Origin of the sequence: Mesorhizobium sp. M5C.F.Ca.ET.164.01.1.1 (assembly GCF_004792125.1) — a bacterium.
Taxonomy (GTDB): Bacteria; Pseudomonadota; Alphaproteobacteria; order Rhizobiales; family Rhizobiaceae; genus Mesorhizobium; species Mesorhizobium wenxiniae.
This window is the reverse complement of sequence record NZ_SRTG01000001.1, coordinates 1,003,278-1,025,872: the sequence shown is the minus strand read 5'-3', so window position 1 is coordinate 1,025,872 and position 22,595 is coordinate 1,003,278. Positions and strand designations below refer to the sequence as shown.

16 protein-coding genes and 1 pseudogene are annotated in these 22,595 nt (G+C 60.9%); 4 read left to right on the top strand and 13 right to left on the bottom strand.

Annotated elements, in window-relative coordinates:
- Window positions 1-9: 9 nt before the first annotated feature.
- The gene (locus tag EN807_RS04870; protein ID WP_135934088.1) at window positions 10-3,309 is read right to left on the bottom strand and encodes an adenylate/guanylate cyclase domain-containing protein; all 3,300 of its coding nucleotides are present in this window, start codon (window positions 3,307-3,309) and stop codon (window positions 10-12) included.
- A 244-nt stretch (window positions 3,310-3,553) separates the two neighbouring features.
- On the opposite strand from EN807_RS04870, the pseudogene EN807_RS36365 reads away from it, so the two are divergent.
- Window positions 3,554-3,873, top strand: a pseudogene (locus EN807_RS36365) (adenylate/guanylate cyclase domain-containing protein); the annotation flags it as partial.
- A 209-nt stretch (window positions 3,874-4,082) separates the two neighbouring features.
- Here EN807_RS36365 and EN807_RS04860 read toward each other — a convergent pair.
- The 3 genes from EN807_RS04860 to EN807_RS04850 form a co-directional block, all read right to left on the bottom strand.
- Entirely contained in the window at window positions 4,083-5,468 is a 1,386-nt protein-coding gene (locus EN807_RS04860) for a hypothetical protein (protein WP_135934087.1), read from the bottom strand.
- A 206-nt stretch (window positions 5,469-5,674) separates the two neighbouring features.
- Window positions 5,675-6,199 carry a GNAT family N-acetyltransferase gene (locus EN807_RS04855; protein WP_135934086.1) on the bottom strand — a complete coding sequence of 175 codons (525 nt, stop codon included), beginning with the start codon at window positions 6,197-6,199 and terminating at the stop codon, window positions 5,675-5,677.
- Window positions 6,200-6,286: 87 nt separating this feature from the next.
- Complete coding sequence (locus EN807_RS04850; protein ID WP_135934085.1) at window positions 6,287-7,099, bottom strand: hypothetical protein; 813 nt, start codon at window positions 7,097-7,099, stop codon at window positions 6,287-6,289.
- A gap of 205 nt (window positions 7,100-7,304) precedes the next feature.
- On the opposite strand from EN807_RS04850, the gene EN807_RS04845 reads away from it, so the two are divergent.
- The gene (locus EN807_RS04845; protein WP_135934084.1) at window positions 7,305-8,720 is read left to right on the top strand and encodes an adenylate/guanylate cyclase domain-containing protein; all 1,416 of its coding nucleotides are present in this window, start codon (window positions 7,305-7,307) and stop codon (window positions 8,718-8,720) included.
- Between the two features lie 37 nt (window positions 8,721-8,757).
- Here the strand turns inward: EN807_RS04845 and EN807_RS04840 are convergent, their stop codons facing one another.
- The 8 genes from EN807_RS04840 to EN807_RS04805 form a co-directional block, all read right to left on the bottom strand.
- Complete coding sequence (locus EN807_RS04840; protein ID WP_127314067.1) at window positions 8,758-9,237, bottom strand: class I SAM-dependent methyltransferase; 480 nt, start codon at window positions 9,235-9,237, stop codon at window positions 8,758-8,760.
- Between the two features lie 202 nt (window positions 9,238-9,439).
- Window positions 9,440-10,621, bottom strand: a complete 1,182-nt coding sequence (locus EN807_RS04835) for an ABC transporter permease (protein WP_135934083.1) — start codon at window positions 10,619-10,621, stop codon at window positions 9,440-9,442.
- Window positions 10,618-11,616 (bottom strand): ABC transporter permease, encoded by a 999-nt coding sequence (locus EN807_RS04830; protein ID WP_135934082.1) that lies wholly within the window; start codon window positions 11,614-11,616, stop codon window positions 10,618-10,620. The genes EN807_RS04835 and EN807_RS04830 overlap by 4 nt, the downstream gene beginning before the upstream one ends.
- 2 nt (window positions 11,617-11,618) lie before the next feature.
- A complete protein-coding gene (locus tag EN807_RS04825; RefSeq protein ID WP_135934081.1) occupies window positions 11,619-13,517 on the bottom strand; it encodes an ABC transporter substrate-binding protein in 1,899 nt (632 codons plus the stop codon).
- Window positions 13,514-15,409, bottom strand: coding sequence for an ABC transporter ATP-binding protein (locus EN807_RS04820; RefSeq protein WP_135934080.1), 1,896 nt, complete (start codon window positions 15,407-15,409; stop codon window positions 13,514-13,516). Before EN807_RS04820 ends, EN807_RS04825 begins: the two co-directional genes overlap by 4 nt.
- A gap of 148 nt (window positions 15,410-15,557) precedes the next feature.
- A complete protein-coding gene (locus EN807_RS04815) occupies window positions 15,558-16,898 on the bottom strand; it encodes an adenylate/guanylate cyclase domain-containing protein (RefSeq protein WP_127314062.1) in 1,341 nt (446 codons plus the stop codon).
- Window positions 16,899-17,080: 182 nt separating this feature from the next.
- On the bottom strand, window positions 17,081-18,424 hold the full coding sequence (locus EN807_RS04810) for a nucleotide sugar dehydrogenase (RefSeq protein ID WP_127314061.1): 1,344 nt from the start codon (window positions 18,422-18,424) through the stop codon (window positions 17,081-17,083).
- Between the two features lie 111 nt (window positions 18,425-18,535).
- Complete coding sequence (locus EN807_RS04805) at window positions 18,536-19,696, bottom strand: DUF3095 domain-containing protein (protein ID WP_135935787.1); 1,161 nt, start codon at window positions 19,694-19,696, stop codon at window positions 18,536-18,538.
- Window positions 19,697-19,788: 92 nt separating this feature from the next.
- Between EN807_RS04805 and EN807_RS04800 the strand changes: the two genes are divergently transcribed.
- Window positions 19,789-20,877 carry a glycosyltransferase family 4 protein gene (locus EN807_RS04800; protein ID WP_135934079.1) on the top strand — a complete coding sequence of 363 codons (1,089 nt, stop codon included), beginning with the start codon at window positions 19,789-19,791 and terminating at the stop codon, window positions 20,875-20,877.
- The gene (locus EN807_RS04795; protein ID WP_135934078.1) at window positions 20,874-21,638 is read left to right on the top strand and encodes a polysaccharide deacetylase family protein; all 765 of its coding nucleotides are present in this window, start codon (window positions 20,874-20,876) and stop codon (window positions 21,636-21,638) included. Before EN807_RS04800 ends, EN807_RS04795 begins: the two co-directional genes overlap by 4 nt.
- A gap of 1 nt (window position 21,639) precedes the next feature.
- On the opposite strand, the gene EN807_RS04790 is transcribed toward EN807_RS04795, so the two are convergent.
- The gene (locus EN807_RS04790; protein ID WP_135934077.1) at window positions 21,640-22,494 is read right to left on the bottom strand and encodes an MBL fold metallo-hydrolase; all 855 of its coding nucleotides are present in this window, start codon (window positions 22,492-22,494) and stop codon (window positions 21,640-21,642) included.
- Window positions 22,495-22,595 lie beyond the last annotated feature (101 nt).

The following is a 22,595-nucleotide window of genomic DNA, read 5'->3' as shown; positions in this document are numbered from 1 at the left end:
CAACCCCGGCTAGTCGAGAAAAGGCAGCACCACAAGCGCTTCCGGGTCGAGCCCGTGCTGGGCGCATATATCCTGCGCCAGGGAAAAGTAGCGTTCGGCCTCGTCCAGATTGTCGAGGTCGAGATTGAGCGTTGCAAGACCATCATAGCACGGAAACAGCAGTTGGGGTTCGCCCGTTTCTCGGGCTACGTCCAGTGCTTCGTTGAACAAGCCAACCGCCAGTTCCGGACGGCCGTTGCACTGGTGGATCTGCCCAAGCACGATCAACGGCACCGGCAGGTGCTCGCGCTGGTCGAGTGCCCGGTCGATCTCGATGGCCTTCTCGGCAGCAGGCACGCCCTCCGTTGGACAGCGATCCGTGAAAGTACAGCAAGCAACCGCCAGATTGGCGAGGAGGCGCGCCTGGAAGCCTAAATCACCAATATGGCGCGCCACTTCAAGGCCGCGCCGACAGACCTCCATCGCCTGTGCCGGATCGATGGTCGTATAAAGCACGCCGAGATTGGTGTAGCCGCGGCAGGCCGCACCCAGTAGGCCGGCGGCTTCGGCCAATTCAATGCTATGCTCAACCTGACGCACGGCTTCACGGTTTCGCCCAAGGCGAGCCAACGCAACAGCCTTGGTATTAAGTGCCTCGGCGGTCACAAGAGTGGCATCACACCCCGCCTCGGAGACATCCTCCGTTGTAAGAGTGCCTACGCAATCCAGCGCCGCGTCTGCCCATTTTGCCGCGAGAGCGTGATCTCCGCTACGGAACGCCTGTCGGCCACGTTCTTGCCAGAGATGCGCTTGCTCGATCGGGGCATCCGCTCCATCGAGGAGCGCTGCCGCTTCAGCATAGCGGGATTCTGCGCTGTCCCGCTTGCCGACGTCCCAGAGCAGCCGACCGATCTTACGCAAAACTCGCGCCGATGCGACACGATTGGCTGACTCGCGGTATGCCTGCAACACCGTCTCGTAGTGGTGGTGCGCGATCTCGCGGCGGCCTACCGGGCCGCTCAAATCGGCAATGCGCTCTGCAATTGCCAGTTTGAGCGGTGTTTGCCCGGTCGCGCCCAACGCAGCCAGTGCTCGCTCGTAGAAGCGAAGGGCGTCGTCGTTGGCGTATATCATGCGAGCGCGATCGCCCGCCGCCTGCAGGTAATGCGCGCCCCTCTCCCGCTCGGCGCTCTGTGCGAAATGATGACCGAGTACGGTCAAGTCCTCGAGCCGTTCCGGCTTGCCGCCGCACAGTTGCTCCAAGGCAGCACCGACCCGCCCGTGGATGTCGGTCCGGCGTTGCAGGAGCATATTCTGGTAGATCACGTCCTGCAGCAATGTTTGCGTAAAGCGGTAGTTTTGCGACGAGACCGAGCCTGATCCGGCAACTTCCTCGATGATTTCCGCATCGCAAAGCAGTTCGCAGCCGGCTTCTAGCCGGTCGGGGTCGGCTGTCACGGCTTTCAGAAGTGTGGCATCGAAGCGCGGGCCGATTACCGCGGCTTCCTGGGCCAGCCGGCGCACCTCTTGGGGCAGCCGGTCGACGCGGGCAAGCAACATTGCCTGGATAGTGGCGGGAATGCCGGTTGCGACTTCGCCTGCCACAGTCCGCCATCGCTGGCCCTCGCGCATCAGCACACCGCGATCGATAAGGCCGCGAACGATTTCTTCTACAAAAAGGGGGTTGCCGCCCGCGCGCTCGAGGATCTGGTCGAGAAGCCCTCCTGCGGAGTTTACCCAGCTCTCGCCGAAAAGCGCCGCCAGCAGGCTGCGTCCGTCATCATTGTTGAGCGGCGAAAGCCTGAGCGCTGTGTGACTGACCCGACTTGAGTCGAGCTGGCCGTTGTCCGGCGCAGGACGATGCGTGACCAGCAACATCAACCGCGTGCGTTCCAACCTGTCCATCACGAAACGTAGTGCCTCGAGCGACACGGCGTCGGCCCAGTGCAGGTCTTCGACGACAATCAACAGCGGCGACAGCGCAAGCCGCCGTTCGACGATTGTGCGGACTGCGTAGAGAATTTGCCGCCGCAGCTGCTCGGGCTCGACATGCTGCAAGGTGGCATCGGGGTCGCCAAGGCCGAGCACATGGTAAAGCAAAGGCATCAGCCGCTTCGCCGCCTCGCCCTCCAGGCCGAGATCGGCAAGCAAGCCTGCGAGCTTCCCCCGCACTTCGTCCCCACTGTCGTTTTGCATCATCCCGGCAGCGCTGCGCACCACTGCGCCCAAGGCGCCAAATGATTGTTCGCCCAGCGGTGAGCACGTGGCCAGCCGCACGGCGACCTTGCGAAAACGATCCTCGTCGCCGACGCGGGCGACGAACTCCTTCACCAGCCGCGATTTCCCGATACCGGCTTCTCCGACGAGGCGGACAAGTTGGGCCGAGCCGCTGCACGCCTGGTCAAGGCTCGCCATCATTCTATTGAGCTCCGCACCACGACCTACTATCGGCGCACTGAGGCCGAGCGCCTCAAGCCCACGCGCTGCACGCGGCCTCGCGAGCGGTGCATCCAGTCGATGGACGAGCACACTGCCAGCCTTGCCGCGAAACACGACATCACCCAGCGATTCGTACGAGAAGGCATGCCGGGTCAGCCTGTGAGTGAGCTCGCCTACCAGCACCTCACCCGGTGCGGCCAGCGATTGCAGGCGTTGCGCCGTATTCACTGTGTCGCCGGTCACCGAATAGGATTTGGCGGTGCCGATGCCCAATCCGCCAGTAACGACCGGACCAGTGTTTATGCCGATGTGGAGTAACAGAGGCGAGCCGGAGTGGGGGGTGCTTTCGCCGAGCCGCGCCGTCCGGGCGATCATGTCGAGAGCGGCGCGAAGCGCACGTTCCGGATCGTCCTCATGCGCGACCGGCGCACCGAACAAAGCGAGCAGTGCATCGCCGATGAATTTGTCGACGAAACCACCAAAGTTTCGCACGGCCGCCGTCAATTCCTTGAACAGTTGGTTCTGCAGCGCTTGCATGACCTCGGGGTCGAGCTGCTCGCTGAGCGTCGTGAATCCGCAAAGGTCTGCGAACAGGACGGTTACCGTCCGTCGATCGGCCTCGGAGACGGGATGCAGCCCATCTTCGCTTTCGATGTTCGGAAGCAGCGACGGAGTTCGAGAAGGCGGCACAATGGTCCGGCTTGGCGTCGGAGCAGTCCGTTCGACGGCTTTTGCGGGCGCACCGACGCTTGCCCCACATTTCGGACAGAACTCGAAATCAGGTGCGCAGGGGTAGCCGCAACTGGCGCATGGCACGGGCTGGCGCCTGCCACACCTCGGACAGAAGGCGTAACCGCCCTCAACCTCGAAACCGCAGCCCGAGCAGTCCATCGAACAAGACCTCACTAGAGGCCGTGACGCCGTGATCTCGCCACGCACTTCACGGCCAGGCTATTCACAAGGATGCACCGATAGCCGTCGACCGGCAAGCGGCAGCCCAAATGGTCATCGAGCGATCCGTGTGGGTCCGGTGGCAGAGCGCTGCCGATTGGGGCGGCTGCGTGGCCGTCGTTTGCGAAAGTTCCCTCTTACCCTCCGTCTTCCTGCTATTGTGGAGATGAGGACACGGACCCATGAGCGAGAATCGAATCCATACTTTCCGGATGTGCTTCTGCACTTCCAGGCTTTGGCCTCGTTTCAACTAGGAAGGTACGAAGAGGCCGTTGACCTCTTGATGCACCGGCTGGCTCGCAACGCTGTCACCGACGTCTCGCGCGCGCTTCTGGCCGCGACCATCTGGGCCGTTTCGCCGAGGCCCGCGCGGCATGGCAGGAGGTGCTTCGCGTCAATCCCGACTATTCGCTGGAATACCGTCGCAAAGTTTTGCCCTACAAGAACCCTGCCGAATTCGAACACGTGGTGGATGGGCTCCGCAAGGCCGGTGTCGTGCAATGACAGGTGTGGCCTATGCGGCCGGATCAGACGCCAGAGGCTCACCCATAGATCGCCGTCGCTTGCGGTTGCGCACTAGAGCAATTCCAGGGGAAGTGCGTACCGTTTTCCGTCAGGAAATTGCGTCAAACGAAGAGATAAAGCAGTTCTGCGTTTCCGTGAAACGGTGACCGTTCTAGAAAATCAACCTGAAATAAGGCCTGAAGTGAGGCTCAGGTCGCCTTGACCTCTGCCTGGCCGATCTTGCGCCATCGGGCGTTTTCGCGAACCAGTTTCAGGTCGTCGGTCGTCTCGGCAAATGTCCGCAAACGGTATTGCCGGAGCAGGTCCGGGAAGAGCGCCCCTTCCGGCAGGCCGGCAAGCTGCTCGCGGACCGAGATCTTTTCATCGATGACCCGCATGCCCCAGGCATTTTCCCGAACCTGCAGCTCCGCAGCCAGATCGCGCTCTTCCGGCGCGTTTTCGTCTAGCACAGCCAGCAGGATCGAGTGGAAAAGCGCTACATAGCCAATCTGTCTCAGGCCGCCCACAACCCGCACGCGCGGCAATATGGCAAGAACGAGGAACATCAGGAACAAATTCGGCAGCAGTACGCCGTCCAGCAGCGCCTGCTTGAGATGCGGCCGCTCGAACGGGATGGAAAGACCATGTGGCCTGTTAGGCTCGATCAGGTGCCCGTCCTCGAGGACGAGCTTGCGCACGCGCTCCTCGCGGATGCCCCAAAAATAGGCCGTGGAATTGGGCAGGAATCTGCCAAATGGGCTCGATGCTGTCTCTTGCAAGGCACGTTCGAGACGCTGGCGCCTTGCGGGCTCAAAGAGCAGCCTGGAAAGAAGGCTGCTGTCATATTCTAGATGCCGAGCCATAGCAGCCGCGGCGAGCCGATCATCGATGAAAACCGGCTGGGCCCTACCGGAACGATCCCAATCGGCGACCAGATCCTCGTTGAGGGCTGTCAGCGCATCGGCGGCAGTTCCAAAAACCTTGTCCTGGCTGGCAAGCAGTGTGCCCAGCCAGCGGCTGGCATCCGTTTCGTCGCCCACCGCTTCGAGCGCGCGCTTGTTGAGGGTGACGGGACCGGCCACGCAGGCGCTCTTGCGGCACAGTTTGTGGCGCCCCATGCCAAACAGGTTGATCTTGTCGTCGCCGACATCGAGCCATCCCGGCCCCTCCCGGCCTATTGTCTCCATGGTCATCGTCGATCCCATGAAGCCGAAGAAGGCCGACAGCCCGTTTTCGACCGCCCCGAGCCAGGCAAGCAGGAGGGCGTCGAAGGTGATCCGGTCCATCAGAAGCAGGCAGTGCAGGCCAGACTGAATCACCGGTCTGTGCTCGAACTCGTCGAGGGCCTTGCCGATCTCTTCAGGCTGCATGATCGCACCAAGGCGCTGATGCAGGACTTCGCGCAGGATCGAGCGGGCAGCGATCGCCGGGCCCGATGCAGGCCTTGCCACCGGTCGCCACAGATGGCGGGCATAATCGGAAACCGGTGCATTCCAGTTCTGCTCGATGTCACGCACGACTTCCGGGCAGAGCAGCGACAGCACAGCCAGAATTTCCACCGGAGGCGTAGGGGTTGGGTCAACTACGGCGGTCATTGGTCCCGTCTAGCGGCTTGCGGTGCAAACGCCAAGGGAGACCAGACTTGCTGGATGCGGCCGGCCCACACATAGATCGTCAACTCGATCAAAGTGGTGAGGCGAAATTGACCGCATCCTGCAGGGTTCTCCATGAGTACTCATCTGTTCGCCGACTCGGCACGAATTGTTAGATTGGCTAGACAGTTAAGGCCAAACAGCGGATCTCAGAACCGCAGCCGGGCCATGCTTAGCAGGTCGTGGTACTGCCCGTCGGTAAAACCGGCCTTCACATGCCGACCTTCGACCTCAAAGCCGTGGCTTGTGTAGAGACGAATGGCCGGTTCGTTGTCGGCATAGACGGTCAATTCGACCCGCTTCAGGGCGCGCCAGTTGTCGGCCACGTCAAGCAGCGCGCCAAGTATGGCAGAGCCGATGCCCTTGCCGACAAAGGCATCGTCAAGACCGATATTGATCTCGCCGATATGCGAACGGCGCGGCGAACCCTGCACGACCAGTCTGCCATGGCCGACGACCTTGCCGTCCAACTCGGCAACGATCCAGGTGGTTTCCTGGCCGGACTTGGTGATGCGCCGTTCCACCTGCTCCACCATTTCGAAGGGCATCCTGAGCGTGCCCCAGCGGAAGCCCGGCATGTTGAAGATAGCGCAAAGCGCCTCCGCATCGCTTGGCCGGACGGACCGGAGCTGCGGCTGGATTTTCTTGGAGGATGGCGAGGTCGTGCTGGTCATGGCGTTTCCCGGCGAGGGCAATCGGCCCGGCACGATGCACCGGACGTCACCTGAAAATCCAGCCGTCTCTGCAACCTATGATGCCGATTATGAGCTAAAATACCGGGAGGCGGCGAAGAGTTTGAAGACGCCGCTGATGCCGATCCAGCCGAAAAGGGTGAGCCAGCACAATGTCCGGGTCGCCGTCCAGTCGATCCGGTGCACCGCAGCGTCGGTGATGACGATGCCAAGGATGGCAAGCAGGCCAATCAGGAACTGCGCCAAGCCGAGCACCAGCAGTTCCTCGCGCGGCGCGCTTCTCCAGACGAGATATATGCCGCCCGCACCGGCGAGGAAGATGGCGCTGTAGACCTGAGCGTGGAAGGCATCGATCGGCCATGGCCAGATGCTGCCGAATGTCAGGGGAAACAGCAACAGGCCGACGCCATAGAGCCCAAGGATCGCCGATTCCACCGGCATGCAGCCTCGCCATGCAGGATTCAAGGTCACGCCTTTTGCAGACGGACGGGCCCTGGCCCGCCACAGGAACAGCGCGGATACCGCGACCGAAGCAAGATAGACCAAAAACCAGAGCCAGGGCGGTTTGCGCTCGAAGTTGAAATAGCCGAGATTGATGAACGAAGCCACCGACACGATGACGGTGAAGATGAAGGCCATGACGAGCACGAGCCTGCCGGGCGACCAGCGATTCCAGACCAGCAGCGCCGCCATGACGACCATTTCGGCGGTGTAGAAGCCGCCGAGGAAGCGGGCATTGAACGGCGTGACGGCCCAAGGCCAGCGCGGCTTGACCAGCACAGGCGCGAAAAACAGGCCGGCGCCGACGATCAGGACGATGATGACCACCCCAGAGAAAAGGCGCAGGGCCGCGGGAAATGGCGGGTTGTTGGATGTCGGCATGGGGGAAAGCCCCAACGATGAATGGCCCCATGGACCATCATAGTGCCGCTTGCGGCCGGTGAAAATCCGCCGAATGGAAATTGAACTGTCACCAGGCTTGGCCATTCGAATGGCCGTACGGTCCGTTTCGAAGTAAGATGGAGTACTCGGACCAAAGACCGGTCCGGCCAAGACGCCTCGGGGCGCATTTTCCGGAGCCTGCACGATGAACGAATCTCAGGATCTGTTCTCGCTTCTGCGGCAATCGACCGATGTCGATCCACAGGCAATCGACGCGATCAGGCGAACCATCGCGGAGGGCAAGGACCGCGAACTTTGCCGCATCAATGCGCCAGCCTTCGCCAGCAAGCATGGCCTCGACGAGGAACGCGCCATAAGCGCCTTTCTCCATGCAGCGCGGGTGGGCATCTTCGATATTTCCTGGAATGTTCTGTGCCCCGGCTGTGGCGGCGTGCTCGACACCAACGCCACGCTGAAAACCCTGCAGAAGGACGAATACACCTGCGCGCTGTGCTCCGAGGGCTATTCGCCGACCCTTGACGAGATGGTCGAGGTGACATTCACCGTCAGTCCCCGCGTGCGCAGGATTGCCGCCCACAATCCACACGAACTGCCGTTGATGGAATATTTCCGCCAGATCTACTGGGGGTCCGGCGTCGATCTGCCGGAAGAGGATTTCGCGAAAAAGATAGAAGCGTTCTCGCTGGAGGATATCGAGCTTGCCCCCGGTGAAAAGGCGGTTCTGCCCATACAGCTTCCGTCCGAATTCGTCATCGTCTTCGAGCCGGTCACCCATTCAGTGCAGTTCATCGACGGGAAGGGCGAACCAACAAAAGAGCGCCGAAGCCTCTCTTTGCTCTTCGACCGCGACCATGTCCAGAACCAGACGCTGGAGATGCAACCTGGCCCGTTGCGCATTTCGCTGGAGAACAGGACCGACGCCCGCGTGCTGCCGACGGTCTTCATCGCCGGCCAGCTATTGCATGATTTCCTGGGCAAACGCCGGCCCTTCCTGACCGCCAAGCGCCTGCTCACCAACCAGACGTTCCGCGATCTCTATCGCACGGATACACTCGACATCAACCAGCGCCTGAAGATCACCAGCCTGACCTTCCTGTTCACCGACCTTCGCGGATCGACCGAGCTTTACGAGCGGGTGGGCGACCTTTCAGCCTTCGATCTCGTGCGCGTGCATTTCCAGGTTCTGCACGAGATCGTCGCGGCGGAGGCAGGCGCGGTGGTGAAGACGATCGGTGATGCGGTGATGGCGACCTTCGCGACACCTGATCGTGCGATTGCTGCGGCCCTCAGGATGCGCGATGCCATGCGTGCGCTCAACGACAAGAGCGGGCGCGAGGATCTGCTGCTCAAGATCGGAGTCCATGCCGGCCCCTGCATCGCGGTGTCTATGAACGAGCGGCAGGACTATTTCGGCCAGACGGTCAACATTGCTTCGCGGGTCCAGAACCTTGCCAACGCACAGGCGATCTTCGCCACTCGTGCGGTGGTCGACGACAATCTCACCGCCGATCTGTTGCACAGGAACGCGCTGACGCCCGTGCCCCACGAGGTCTCGCTACGCGGCATTGAGCGGGAGATAGCAGTGTATACGATCCCCTGAAGATTTGGCCCCCGACGATTTGGGTCGTCTCGGCCCCTCACACGCGCCTGCAGACAAAATACCGATCGGGGGGCACCGAAGGCGGTGGCGGGAGGGGCTGCAACAGCGGGTGATCGAGCGGCGTGCCGCTGACCGCTATGCCACCCACGCGAAGCAGGCGCGCGATCAGATCGGGAAGCCAGGTAGAGGTCACTGCATCGCGATCGTCATAGCCGGTGCCGATGTCGGCATGAACAAGAGCCGCGTCGATGCCAATGAACCTGCTCGCCGTCTCGCGTATTTCGCCGAGCACGAGGTTTTCAGGTTCGGGAATTGAGCTGGCGTGTGCGCCAAGTTCGCGGTCGAACACCACGATCCGGCGTCCGGGCAGGCGCTCGCGCAGATGGTGGAACGTCCGGCCATTGCCGAGGCCGAGCTCGAGCACCAGCCCTTCCATCTTCGCCACCTCGGGGCAAACTTGATCGAGAATGTCGCGCTGTGCGGTCATCCTGCTGATGAAATTCTCGAGGCGAGTCATATGCGTTTGTGTGTCCTGAAACCAGCTCAAGAGATCGGCAATGCCCGCGACCAGAACGGTTTCACGGGTGAAACCCGAGGCCGACGTGTTAAACCCCGATCGCGTCTCGGCACATATAGAGGCGAACGGTGAACGCTGCAATAACCGAACAGGCTGCCGACAAGGATCATACCGGGTGGAGTCGGCGGCCCGGCGCGCGATCTCACTTGTAGGGGTCTGCGGCGTCCCGCAGGCCGTCGCCGAGGAAGTTGAACGCCAAGATGACGAGAATGACGGGGAGCATCGGCAAAAGCAGCCATGGATAGAACGCGATGACGCTGACGCTGCGCGCCTCGGTGAGCAGGATGCCCCAGCTGGTTATCGGCGCCCTCAGGCCGAGCCCGAGGAAGCTCAGCGCCGTCTCGCCCAGGATCATGCCGGGTATGGAGATCGTCGCCGTCGCGATCAGATGCGACATGAAGCCGGGAATGAGATGCCGCCCGATAATGCGGCTGCTTTTGGCGCCCATCAATTGCGCGGCCAGAACGTAATCCTCCTCGCGCAAGGCTAGAAGCTTTGAACGCACGGCCCGCGCCAGTCCGGTCCAGTCGAGCAGCCCGAGAATGACGGTGATGCCGAAATAGATCAGGATCGGACTCCAGGTTATCGGCATGATCGCCGCCAGAGCCAGCCATAGCGGAATGCTGGGGATCGATTGCAGAACTTCGATTATCCGTTGAACGATCAGGTCGAAGATACCGCCGTGATAGCCGGCCAGTCCGCCGATCACAATGCCGAGCAGGAAGCTGAAACTGATGCCGACGAGGCCGATTGTCAGTGAAATGCGTGCGCCATATATGATGCGCGAGAGCACATCGCGCCCCAGCCTGTCAGTGCCGGCCAGAAAGAGCTGGCCGTTTTCGGCAGGGCAGACAAAATGCCTGTCACCTTCCATCAGGCCCCAGAACCGGTAACTGTCGCCCTTGCAGAAGAAACGGATCCGCTGAACATCATCCTGTTTCTCGATGTAGTTCCGCTTGAGCGTGTCCATATCCAGCGTCATCTGGCGGCCATAGACGAACGGCCCAACGAACTGGCCGTTGTGGAACAGGTGCACCCGCTGCGGCGGCGAATAGATGTAGTCCATGTTGCGTGTGTGCAGATCGTAGGGCGCCAGGAACTCGCAGATCAATATCCCGAAATAAAGCGCTGCCAGGAATATGCCGGATACAACGGCAAGCCGGTGCTTTCGGAATTTCCACCACATCAGCCGCAACTGCGACGCCTGAAAGACCTTCGACTGCTCCGGCGTCATTGCCTCGACCGACTGCAGGTCAATGGGCGCGATGGAAACGTAGTGTTGCAGTGGAGCACCTGGAGCGGGCAGCGGCGAAAGCGTTTTCATTTGGTGCTGCCGCCCTGCAAACGAATTCGTGGATCAAGCAGCGCCAGCGCCAGGTCGGAAATCAGGACACCGATGACCGTCAGGAAGGCGAGAAACATCAGGAACGACCCTGCCAGATACATGTCCTGGCTTTGCAGCGCCTTGATCAGCATCGGCCCGGTCGTTTCCAAAGACAGCACGATCGCCGTGATTTCGGCGCCGGAAATAATGGCCGGCAGGATAGAGCCGATGTCGGAAATGAAGAAATTGAGCGCCATGCGCAGCGGATATTTGACCAGCGCCTTGAACGGATGAAGTCCTTTGGCACGCGCGGTCACGACATATTGCTTGTGTAGCTCGTCGAGAAGATTGGCGCGCAGCCGCCTGATCATGCTTGCCGTGCCCCCGGTGCCGATGATCAAGACCGGAATCCAGAGATGGGCGAGGATCGACTTCGCCTTGGCCCAGCTCATCGGCTCGCCGAGATATTGCTGGTCCATGAGATGGCCGATGGATGTGCCGAACCAGATGTTGGCGAAATACATCAGGATCAGCGCCAGCATGAAGTTCGGAATGGCAATGCCGAGAAGGCCGAAGAAAGTCAGGCCGTAGTCGCCCCAGCTGTATTGATGCGTGGCGGAGTACATGCCGATCGGAAAGGCGATGAGCCAGGTGAAGATGATCGTGACGAAGGAAACCAGCACGGTCAGCCACATTCGGTCCCCGACGACGTCGCGAACCGGCATCTCATATTCGAAGGAATAGCCGAAATCGCCGCGTAGCATCCCGCCGACCCAGTAGAAGTAGCGAATGACCGGTGGCTGGTCGAAACCATAGTCCTTGCGCATCATCTCGATGCGATCGGAATCCACCGCTTCGCCCAGAGCCCGAAGCTCGGCAACATGGCTGTCGAAATAGTCGCCTGGTGGAAGTTCGATGATCGTGAACACCAGTGCCGATATGACCAGCAGCGTTGGAACCATTACGGCGATGCGCCAGACAAAATATCGAAGCACGCTCAGGACTCTCCAAGCCAGAATGTATCCGGCATGTAGACACCGAAATAGGCGGTCGGGTCATAGCCGTAGAGCGCCTTGTCAGGCAGATTGCGCAGCCGCGAGGACGCCAGGACCGGCTGATGCGTTCCGTTCACGGTGCCGATCGAAAACACCTGATCGGTGTAGATCGACAGCATCGAATTCCAGATTTCGGCGCGCTCTGTGGCTTCGGTCGATGCGTTCCAGCGTTTGAGCAAAACCATCAGCTCGACCACAGGCGGAAGATCGGGCGCCTCACCGACCTTGCCATGAGACAAGTAGTGAGCACCCCAGAGCGGCCATTGCAGCTGGTCGTCGATGGTGGGCGCCAGCTGGTACGGGTTCATGTCGGCGGTCGGCACGCCATTGTCGATGCCCGACCACATCGACATCATGATCTGGCCGCCAAGTGCGCGGCTGCGGAAGATATCGCGCTGCGAAGTCCGGATGAACAGGGCGATCCCGATCTTGCGCCAGTGATCGGTGATGAGTTCGAGCGCGTCGGTTTCCAGCGTGCTTTCGCCGGCCGTTTCCACTACGATCTGCGCAGGGCGCCCATCGGGAAGTATCCGCAGGCCGTCATCGTCACGCGTCTGAAGCCCGACCTCGTCGAGCAAGGCATTGGCCTGGTCGGGATCATGGGCGACCCAAGCTTTCGCGAATTCCGGCCGGTAGAGCGGGCTCTCCGGCAGGACGGTATCGGCACTTTCCTGCGCCAGTCCGTAGAACACGGCCATATTGATCTCGCGCCTGTCGACAGCGAGCGAAAGGGCGCGGCGCACGCGCACGTCACGCAAAAGGCCACGCCACGTCCGGTCGGCACAATTCAGATTGGGCAGCAGCGCCAGCCGCGAACCCTGTGTGCGTTTCCAGAGATGCATCTTCACCGGGTAGCGCTTCTCCGCGTCCTTCAGGAAGGCGTAATCGCTGAAGTCAATCCCCATGCTTTGCAGGTCGCTCTCGCCCGCACCGGTCTTAGCGGAGATGATCGCCGACGAGCTGACATTCAAGACGATCCGGTCAACATAGGGCAGTTGCCGGCCATTCTCGTCTATTCGATGAAAGAACGGGTTGCGCTCGAAGACGAATTGCTCGGCCGGCGGCTTGGTCCGGTTCCGCCAGGGATCGAGCGTCGGCAGTTCCGGGTTCTCCGGGCGATACTGCCGCGACATGCGGATATGCAGGAGCGTCCATTTCTTGGCTCGGTTCTCCTTCATTAGGCCGGCGAGCCGGAATGGATCCTGGTATTTCTTGTGGAACTGCTTGAGATAGGCGGCCGGCAGAACAAGCGATAGCGGCGAAGCAGCAGCAAGCTTGGGCAGGAAGTCGGGATTGGGCGCATCCCAACTATAGCGGACCGTCGACGGATCGACGATCTCGAAGCGTGGCGGCTTGCCGTCCGCCAGCAGGGCCGGGGCAAGCCCGCCTTGCGAGAGCTCATCGTTCAGCCAGACATCTTCCCAGCAATAGCGGAAATCCTCCGGCGTCAGCAGGCTACCGTCAGACCATTTATGCCCTTCCCGAATCTTGAAAGTGAAGACGCGATCATCCGCTACGTCGAAACTTTCGAGGATGTCGGGTTGCAAGTTAAGCTTTTCGTCATAGCCGACCAGGCGAGCATACCCGTAGATCGTCATCATTCGGATATCTTTCTGGCTGCCTATGATCGTGCGCAGCGTGCCGCCATACTGGCCGGGCTGCCGGCCCATCGCGGCGAGGTTCAATGCGCGCGGGCTCTTGGGCAGGCGTTCGGCGAGTGCCGGCAGCGCCTTGGCCTTCAGCTGTGGCTGAAGAAATTCCGGCTCCAGATCGCCGGCGCGCGACGTGCCCGGCAGAAATGCCGAAGCCATAAGTCCAAGGACGGTGCGCCGGCTGATCAATGGCGTAGCTCGCTGACATCGGCCGAACGTCGGGCCAGCACGAGGTGGCCGCCGCCAAGATCGAGGGGCGACAGCATATCCTCGTCGCCCTCGTCGCGGAATTGCGGTCCCCATGCGCTGGTGTCTGAAGCGCCGCTGAGCTTCAGCGTCTTGAAATCCATCGGCCTGTCGAGATCGGGGAAAGGTACTGCGGCAACCAGTGAGCGGGTGTAGGGGTGGACCGGTTTCCTAAGCAGGATTTCGCGCGGCGCGAGCTCGACGATACGCCCGCCGCACATCACCGCGATGCGGTCTGCCATGTAGTCCACCACCGCCAGGTTGTGGGATATGAACAGGTAGGTCAGGCCCAGTTCCTTCTGCAGGTCCTTCAGAAGGTTCAGGATCTGCGCCTGGACAGAGACATCGAGTGCCGAAACCGGCTCGTCGCAGATCAGGAGTTCAGGCCCCAGCGCCAACGCGCGCGCGATGCCGATACGCTGACGCTGCCCGCCGGAGAAACTGTGCGGATAACGCTTGATGAAGCGCGGATCGAGCCCGATTGCCTGCATCAGGCTCTTGACCGTGGCGAGTCGGGACGCGGCATTGCCGCGTTGATGGATTTCCAGCGGCTCGCTCAAGATGTTCTCCACCGTCATGCGAGGTGAAAGCGACGAAACCGGATCCTGGAAGACCATCTGGATTTTCGCGCGCAGCATGCGCAGGGCGTCTCCCTCGGCTTCCAAGACGTCGATCGGTCCGTCGCGGCCGTTGAAAATCACAGAGCCGCCGCTAGGGGTGACAGCCCGCATGAGGATCTTGCTGACGGTGGTTTTGCCGGAGCCGCTTTCGCCGACCAGACCCAGGCACTCACCCCGCCTGATATCGAAGCTCACGCTGTCCACGGCGCGAACAGAAGTTTGATGACCCGCTCCGAACCATTCGGACTTGCGGGTGGTGAAGGTCTTTTTGAGATCCCTGACCGACAGCAGGACGTCGTCCGGCCCGTTCGACGCCGGCGCCGTCTGCTTGCCGAGCAGGTTCTCGACATTCACCGGCACCTTGCGGAGCGCTTTTAGCCTTTCGCCAGGCTTCAGATCGAAATGCGGAACGGCTGCCATCAGGCCCTTCAGGTAAGGGTGACCTGGCCGGCGGAATATCGCCTCGACAGGTCCCGCTTCCATGATCTCGCCATGGTAGATGACCACCACCTCGTCGGCGACATTGGCGACCACGCCGAGGTCGTGCGTGATCAGCAGCATCGCCATGTTCAGCTTGGTCTGAAGGCCGCGCAGCAATTGCAGGATTTGCGCCTGGATGGTGACGTCCAGCGCCGTCGTCGGCTCGTCGGCGATCAACAAGGCGGGCCGGCAGATAAGCGCCATCGCGATCATGGCGCGTTGACGCAATCCTCCCGAAAGTTCAAAGGGATACATGTCATAGGCGCGCTTGGGATTGGGAAAACCGACAAGGCCGAGCATTTCCTCGGTCCGCGCCTTGCGCTCTGCTCGATCCATGGGCGTATGAATCTGCAGTGATTCGCTGACCTGGTTGCCGATCGTATGCAGCGGCGACAGCGATGTCATCGGCTCCTGAAAGATCTTGCCGATGCGGCTGCCTCTCAACGCCCGGATATCGGGTCCGTCACGCGGCATCTGCAGGATATCCTGCGTCGTGCCGGGCTTTTCAGGATCGGAAAACAGGATACGGCCGCGAACATGGGCTGTGTGCGGCAAAATGCCCATCACTGCCTGGCTGATAACCGATTTTCCGGAACCGGACTCGCCCACAAGCGCGGTAACCTTGCCGGGGAGGACGCGAAGATTTGCACGCCTGACGGCATGCAACGGTCCCCCGATAATGGCAAAAGAGATGCCAACGTCCTCGATCCGCAGCAGATCAACGCCCGAATTCATTCTCACACCAGCCCCACTCTGGCAGGTCCATAAGGCGAGACTAGCGCATTGCCAGCCTAGAGCAACTTGGATTCGAAACAATCGCCAGTTCCATGGCGGAACTGCGACCGGACTGCATGCCAAAGGCGTTCGGATCAGATCGGGGCGGTTACTGGAGCTTCCTCGGGGCGCCCACCGACAGCCGCGCTGCATCGCGATGAAGCAGCATGACCTGCTCGGCGTCGGACATTCGGTCGTAAATCGGCTCCAGCGTGCCGTCCTCATCGAGTGCGAGAGCACCCGACAGATCGGGTGAAAGCACCGTCAGCTTCTGTTTGATACCCGCCAGTCCCTCCTTGCCGAGCGTCAGCCAGCTGTTGGCGCCGCAATAGCCGGCGAAGTCCTTACTGGCGAGAATGCTGTGCGGATATTTCTTGGTCAGGGTCTGGAGGCGCTGGACCTCGTTTACAGCCGAGCCGAAGACAGAGAATGTTAGTCGGTCGGTAAGTCCGACATTGCCGAACATCACATTGCCGACATGCAGGCCGATGCCAAATTTTATGTCGCCCAATCCCTGCTCCTTTCTTCGCAGATTGAGATCCATCATGCGAGCGGTGGCCTTGTGCGTTGCCGCAAGAGCAGCCTGGCAGGCGGTCTCGGACTGCGCACGGTGCCTTTCGCAAGGGAAGACGGCAATAAAGCCATCACCTATGAAACTCATGATCTGCCCGCCTCTGCGATTGAAAGGTGCAGCAATGGCATCGAAAAACTGGTTCAGCGTATCGATGTAGATTTCGCGGCCGGCAGTTTCGGCAAGCCTTGTCGACCCGCGCATATCGGCCATGACCAGTGCGGCCCGGATTGTATCGCCCTCGCCGCGCTTGATCTGGCCGTCCAGCACGCGCCTGCCGGCGTCGCCGCCGAGATAAGTGGTCATCATGTTGTCGGCCAGCTTGGTGAGCACCGCCATCTTGGTTGCGATAGCGAGATGGTTCTGGATGCGCAGCAGCGCTGAAATCATGCTGTCGCTGAAGCCTGAAGCGCTGTCGGTGGACCAGGACCCAATCATGCCCTGACTGGTATTGCCGTTGAAGGGATGGACGAAAGCCATGTAATCGGTCACGCCCATAAGCCTGAGTTCATCGAAAATAGGAAATTCCGACGGCACCGACGGGTCGAGCCGGCGCCTCAGATGGTCGAGCTTGTGGCTGAGCAGATGGTAGTATGGGCTGGTCAGGAATCTGTCAGAATGAACGCCGTCCTTTTTGCGGAAGCCTTCCACTTCCATGCCCTGGCCGCGAAGCCAGGTGAAGCCAAGCGCGTCATAAAGCGGATGAAGCATCGAAAAGCTCAAATGCACCCGCTTCAACGGCAGGCCGGCAGCAGCCAGCCGTTCACAAAAGCCCTTTACCAATGTTTCCAGGTCGTCGCCCGCCAGCGCCGATTGGGTCAGCCAATCGGCAACCTTATCCATGAGAATGGTGGAAATTTCTGCTTGCGCTGTGCTCATGCTATCTTGAGACCCGTCGAAGACGAGCCATTCTCCTTTCTAACGACCCGAAGATAAGACCCTCGAAGTCAATAATGCCCTTGTCAGCAAAAGCCGTCGAAGGGGCATTATGTGGCGAGGCTGCCGGCGGAGTGCAATCATGATCCTGCCATCAGGTAAAAAATTCGCCGGCTCAGACGCCGTCAGGCCTTCACCACAGTCTCTCGGGCTAGCCCGAGGCGGCCAAAAACATTGCGTGTGTCGACGATCAGAAGAGCGTGATCAGCGATCGCCTGATAGTCGATCGCGTCGTGGTCGGTTGCAATGACGACAGCGTCGAAATCCTTCAAGGCCGCCTCGGTCAATTCGACCGAGCGCCGCCCCTTGATCGCCATATGCTCCCGTGTGGTCGGGATCTCGGTAACATGCGGATCGTGGAATTCCGCCTTGCCGCCCCATTCCTCGATGAGTTCAATGAGCCGCAATGAGGGGCTTTCGCGGATGTCGGGCACATTCTTCTTATAGGCGAGCCCGATGATGAGAATGCGCGAGCGGCTGAGCGCCTTGCCGCAGCGCCGGTCCAGCGCCTTCGCCAGTTCATCGACCACATGGCGCGGCATGGCCGTGTTGATCTCTGCCGCCAGTTCGATGAAGCGGGTCGGCAGTTCGTATTCGCGCGCTTTCCACGTCAAGTAGAAGGGATCGATCGGAACGCAGTGCCCGCCAAGTCCGGGGCCAGGATAGAAAGGCATGTAGCCGAAGGGCTTGCTCTTTGCCGCCTCGATCACCTCCCAGATGTCGATGCCCATCGCACCGAGCACGACCTTCAACTCGTTGACCAGGGCTATGTTGACCGAGCGGAAGATGTTTTCCGTCAGCTTGACCGCCTCGGCGGTCGCCGTGGTGGAAACCGGAACGACGGTCTTGACCACGCCCTGGTAGAAAGCCTGCACGAGCGTCGCCGCTTCAATGCCGTCGCCTGCCACGATCTTGGGGATCGTCGCGACTTCAAAGCTACGATTGCCGGGATCCTCGCGTTCGGGCGAGAAGCCGAGGAAGAAGTCTATCTTCGACTGCAAGCCGGTTTCTTCCAGTATGGGCTTGATCACGTCGTCGGTGGTGCCGGGATAGGTGGTCGATTCCAGCACGATCAGTTGGCCGAGACGCAGATGCTTCGCGATGGTGCCTGCCGTGTTCCTGACAAAGGAGAGGTCCGGCTCACGGTTTTTCGTCAGCGGTGTCGGAACGCAGATGATGATGACATCGCAGACGGCCAGTTCGGCAAAATCCGCAGTGGCGCGGAACCGTCCGTTCGCCACCTGGCCGGCAAGGGCTGTCGATGCCACCGCCTCAATGTAGGATTGGCCGTTGTTCAGGTTCTCGACCTTCTGGGCTTCGATGTCGAAGCCGGAAACCGGGAAGCCGGCGCGTGCGATCGCAACCGCCAGCGGCAACCCGACATAGCCCAGTCCAATCACGCCGACTTGCGCGGCGCGCGTCGAAATCCGGTTCAGAAGACGGTCATATGTCGATCGTGAGGCGTCCAAAAATTTGCTTTCCGTCAATTCGGACAGGCCGTCCGCTCCCATGGCGAGGCTCACCTGGTTCCCCAAGAACCCCGAGGCATATTGCGGAAAATCGATTTCCGCAAGCCGTCGTCAGACCGGCACCTTCGCCTTCAGGCTTGCGGCGGCCATCGCATAGCCGCCGGCGGCGCCATCGATGAAATGAACGTGGTCGCGCTGCAGCGGCGAGGCGACCAGGCATGTCATCAAGGCCGATTTCTGGCGGTGCAGGCCATAGTTGCAGATGCCCGCCTCTTCCGCCTGTTTCAGCCGCTTCTCGATCCGTTGCAACACATCCGCGTCAACGTCGATGGTCATCTTCAAGCCGTCGTCGAACTTCCGGAAATCCGAATTGCTGGCCACGTCGCGTTTGTAGACCTTCGGATCGAAACTGCCGATCGTCCAGCCATACCTGTCGGTGACAGCCGTAAGCGTCATCAGAAACAATATCCACAGCTTCGACAGCCATCGCCATCCTGCCGGCGCCATGGCCCGCGCCTCGATATCGAGGCCGGCGGGCGGAAAACTGAAGCCCGGCCCGTTCACCGGCACCGGGTGGCCATCGCGTTCCTGCCTGCCGGCAAGGGCGATGATGTCGGAAGCCAGAAACTGAAAACCGCGCAAGTCGCGCGACGCTCCCGGTACGGCTATGATCGAGACGATTTCGCCATGCCGGGCTTCGATCGGGTCCCAGCGGCAGGAGAGGCCGGTCAGATCCGGCCGCGCGCCGGCTGGCGCAGGATCGATGCGGTAGCGCCCCGCTTTCATCTCGGCTTCCGCCCAACTGCCGCCACCGCCGGCGAACATGGCATAGAAGACCGCTTCGGAGGCCCGGAACCTCGCCACGCGAACGTCGAGGCCTTGCGCTCTTATATCCTTTATCGGCACGATTGCGGCACGCAAGGTCAGGTCCAGCTCGTCCGCCACCCATCTCTGGACAACCGCCAGCGCGTTGCGGGTGATCTCCAGAGCCGAGCCGGGAAACGCCACGAGCGCGCCGTCGCCGCCGAAGACAAAGGGAAGATCTTGCCGACCCAGCGCATTGAGCAGCGCCGAAATGACGCTGGCGCCGGCCATATTGACCGTTTTATAGCGCCCAGCCCCGATCGCCTTGGTCGAGCCGACGATGTCGGCGGTGGCCAGCGCCCAGCCATCCGGGAGAGGCCGATAGTTATCGATATCGGCAACGCTTTCGAACTTTGCGAAGACCGGCAAAGAAGCGACAAACGGGTCGGACGCGGCAGCTGTTTCCATGAGCATCAGATAGCACATTCCACTGCTTGAGGGTGAAGTCGATCATGCTTCGAAATTGACTTGCACAGGCTTTCCGATGATAGGGTCCGGCGATGCGAATTGCCTTCCACGCGCCGCTGAAGTCGCCCAATCATCCCGTTGCCTCCGGCGACCGCCAGATGGCACGGATGCTGGTCAAGGCGCTGGAGCACGGAGGGCATAGCGTCGAACTAGCATCCGAATTGCGCTTCTATCTACGCGAACCGGAGTCGAAAAGTTTCGCTGCGCTCAAGATCGGGGCCCGAGAGGAAGCCGCGCGGCTGACAAGGCTTTGGGATCGTGACGGCAAGCCCGATCTCTGGTTCTCCTATCATCCCTATTACAAGGCGCCCGACCTGATCGGACCCGAACTGGCGTCGGCCTTTGCTATACCCTATGTGACAGCGGAAGCCTCCTATTCAAGGCGGCGCAACGTCGGTTTGTGGGCCGATACGCAAGCGTTGGTGGCGCGAGCCGTCGAACAGGCAGCGCTGAACATCTGCTTCACGCAAAGGGATCGTCAGGGACTGACAGACGCGATTCCCGACGCCGCTCTCGGTATGCTTTCGCCCTTCATCGACACATCGATATTCCGGGAAATGCCGGCACGAGGTTGTCCGACGCGCCTCGTTACCGTCGCCATGATGCGCCCGGGCGACAAAGTCGAAAGCTATCGCATGCTGGCGCAGGCGCTCGGTCCGATCGGCCACCTGCCCTGGACCATGTCGGTGGTCGGGGATGGGCCTGCCCATGACGAGGTCAAAGCGCAATTCGCCGGCTTGCCCGCCGACCGTATCGAATGGCTTGGCGCGATTGAGCCAGCCGCCGTGCCGGATGTCCTCTACACTGGGGGAATTTACGTCTGGCCGGGTTACGGCGAGGCCTATGGCGTTGCCTATCTTGAAGCACAGGCCGCCGGCCTTCCGGTGGTGGCTCAGGACATCGCCGGCGTGCCGGAGGTCGTGCGGGATGGCCAGACCGGGTTTCTCACCCCGGCGGGCGATGTGGCGGCGTTCGCTTCTGCCATTGAAAGGCTTCTGGCCCGTAACGACGAAAGAACCACCATGGCCGCGGAAGCCAGACGTTTCATCCTCGAAGAACGCTCCCTCGGTGTTGCAGCGGCGCGTCTGGCCGAACTTCTTGCGAAGATCCCGGTTTCATGACATCGGATCAGATCTGGCAGCCCTTGGTGGAAGAACTGGCGTGCCGGCAACGGGCGGACCGTAAGGCAGAGTTCTGGCTGCGTGACGATGACGCCGTGGATCCGACGCCGGCGCTTGATCGGCTGCTCGACCTCACCGGTGAATTCGCGGTTCCGGTCACTCTGGCCGTCATCCCGGCCCTGACTGATGAGAAGCTTGTCGCCCGGCTTGACGAGGCGCCGCATGCCACGGTCGCCATCCATGGTTGGACGCACCGAAATCATGCGCCCGAGGACCAGAAAAAGCAGGAGCTAGGCGCGCATCGGCCACGCGAGGTGGTGCTCGATGATCTGGCTCGCGGGCTGTCGCACGTAACCGGCCTGCACGGCGCACGTGCCGTTCCGATGCTGGTGCCACCCTGGAACAGGATCGACGCCGGCTTGGTATCCGACCTTGGTCCGATAGGATTTGCGGCATTGTCGGTCTATGGGCCGCCGAAGCCGGCTTCACTGGCGGTCATCAACAGCAATGTCGACATCATGGATTGGCATGGCACGCGCGGCTGCCGCGATCACGGCCTATTGGTTCAGGCTATCATCGCGCAATTGCAGCATGCATTCGACGGCGGCGAACCGGTCGGCCTGCTCACCCACCATCTCGTACATGATGAATCGGCCTGGCTTTTCCTCGAACGGCTGTTCAAAGTCACCGCACAGACTGAAGCCTGCGCATGGCTTCCGATCAGGACACTGATCGGGCGCAGCGCCGGTAGAGGAAAATAGCTCAGCTCTTTTTGTGCAATGAGACTGGAAATGTGAGCGTCTGGCCATCCCGCGCGGCAAAAGCGCCGGCAAATCTGTCTTTGGCCAGTTTCTCGATCTCGTCCACTTCCTCGTCGGTGCGTGTCGGATCGTGGTGAAACAGCGCAAGCCCGCGCGCACCGGCCGCCTCACAGAGCTTGGCGCCCTGTTGCCATGTCGAGTGCCCGTATCCGCGGCGGCGCTCCATTTCCTCCTCGGTGTAGGTGCAATCGTAAATGACGAGGTCGGCATCTTCGATCAGGCCGAGCACCGCGTGATCGAGTTTGTCCGGCTCGTGCTCAGTGTCTGTGATCATCGCCACGACGCGGCCGCCCCATTCGACCCGGTAGCCTATGCAGCCGCCCGGATGGATAAGACTGCCGGTTTTGACCACCACCCCTTCGCGCGGCCGAAGCACGTCCCCGGATACGAAATCGCGATAGTCGAGCCTTGCCTTGCAGAACTCCAGCTTCATCGGAAACCACGGCGGCCGCATGAACTTATCGACCATCTGCCGGGTCGTCATGTGTCCTGCAAGATGCCCGGACCAAAGCGTAACCTTAACGCTCCGGTCATAGATCGGCGCAAAAGACGGCAACCCGATGATGTGATCATAATGGCAATGGGTGAAAAGCAGGTCGAAATCGGTCACGCCCAAAGCCTGAAGCGCCCCGCCGGCAGGTCGTAGGCCAGAGCCTGCGTCGAATAGAAGCGTATGCTTACCGCATCGCATCTCAATGCAGATCGTGTTGCCGCCATAGCGAGAGAATTCTGGCCCCGATACCGAAATGCTGCCGCGCACGCCCCAAAATCTGACCAGAAAAACGTCGTCGTCCATGCTACCCCTTCGCAGTCCCCGTCGCCCATCGTAGCCAAACAACTGCTGCTAGGCGAGACAGGTTTTCCCGGGTGACCTTCTCAGCAAGAGGACAGTGCCAT

Excerpts from the sequence above, each read along its gene's own strand:
- EN807_RS04870 (WP_135934088.1), bottom strand. The coding sequence starts at position 3,309 with ATGGACTGCTCGGGCTGCGGTTTCGAGGTTGAGGGCGGTTACGCCTTC.
- EN807_RS04860 (WP_135934087.1), bottom strand. The coding sequence starts at position 5,468 with ATGACCGCCGTAGTTGACCCAACCCCTACGCCTCCGGTGGAAATTCTG.
- EN807_RS04855 (WP_135934086.1), bottom strand. The coding sequence starts at position 6,199 with ATGACCAGCACGACCTCGCCATCCTCCAAGAAAATCCAGCCGCAGCTC.
- EN807_RS04850 (WP_135934085.1), bottom strand. The coding sequence starts at position 7,099 with ATGCCGACATCCAACAACCCGCCATTTCCCGCGGCCCTGCGCCTTTTC.
- EN807_RS04845 (WP_135934084.1), top strand. The coding sequence starts at position 7,305 with ATGAACGAATCTCAGGATCTGTTCTCGCTTCTGCGGCAATCGACCGAT.
- EN807_RS04840 (WP_127314067.1), bottom strand. The coding sequence starts at position 9,237 with ATGACTCGCCTCGAGAATTTCATCAGCAGGATGACCGCACAGCGCGAC.
- EN807_RS04835 (WP_135934083.1), bottom strand. The coding sequence starts at position 10,621 with ATGAAAACGCTTTCGCCGCTGCCCGCTCCAGGTGCTCCACTGCAACAC.
- EN807_RS04820 (WP_135934080.1), bottom strand. The coding sequence starts at position 15,409 with ATGAATTCGGGCGTTGATCTGCTGCGGATCGAGGACGTTGGCATCTCT.
- EN807_RS04815 (WP_127314062.1), bottom strand. The coding sequence starts at position 16,898 with ATGAGCACAGCGCAAGCAGAAATTTCCACCATTCTCATGGATAAGGTT.
- EN807_RS04805 (WP_135935787.1), bottom strand. The coding sequence starts at position 19,696 with ATGGAAACAGCTGCCGCGTCCGACCCGTTTGTCGCTTCTTTGCCGGTC.
- EN807_RS04800 (WP_135934079.1), top strand. The coding sequence starts at position 19,789 with ATGCGAATTGCCTTCCACGCGCCGCTGAAGTCGCCCAATCATCCCGTT.
- EN807_RS04795 (WP_135934078.1), top strand. The coding sequence starts at position 20,874 with ATGACATCGGATCAGATCTGGCAGCCCTTGGTGGAAGAACTGGCGTGC.
- EN807_RS04790 (WP_135934077.1), bottom strand. The coding sequence starts at position 22,494 with ATGGACGACGACGTTTTTCTGGTCAGATTTTGGGGCGTGCGCGGCAGC.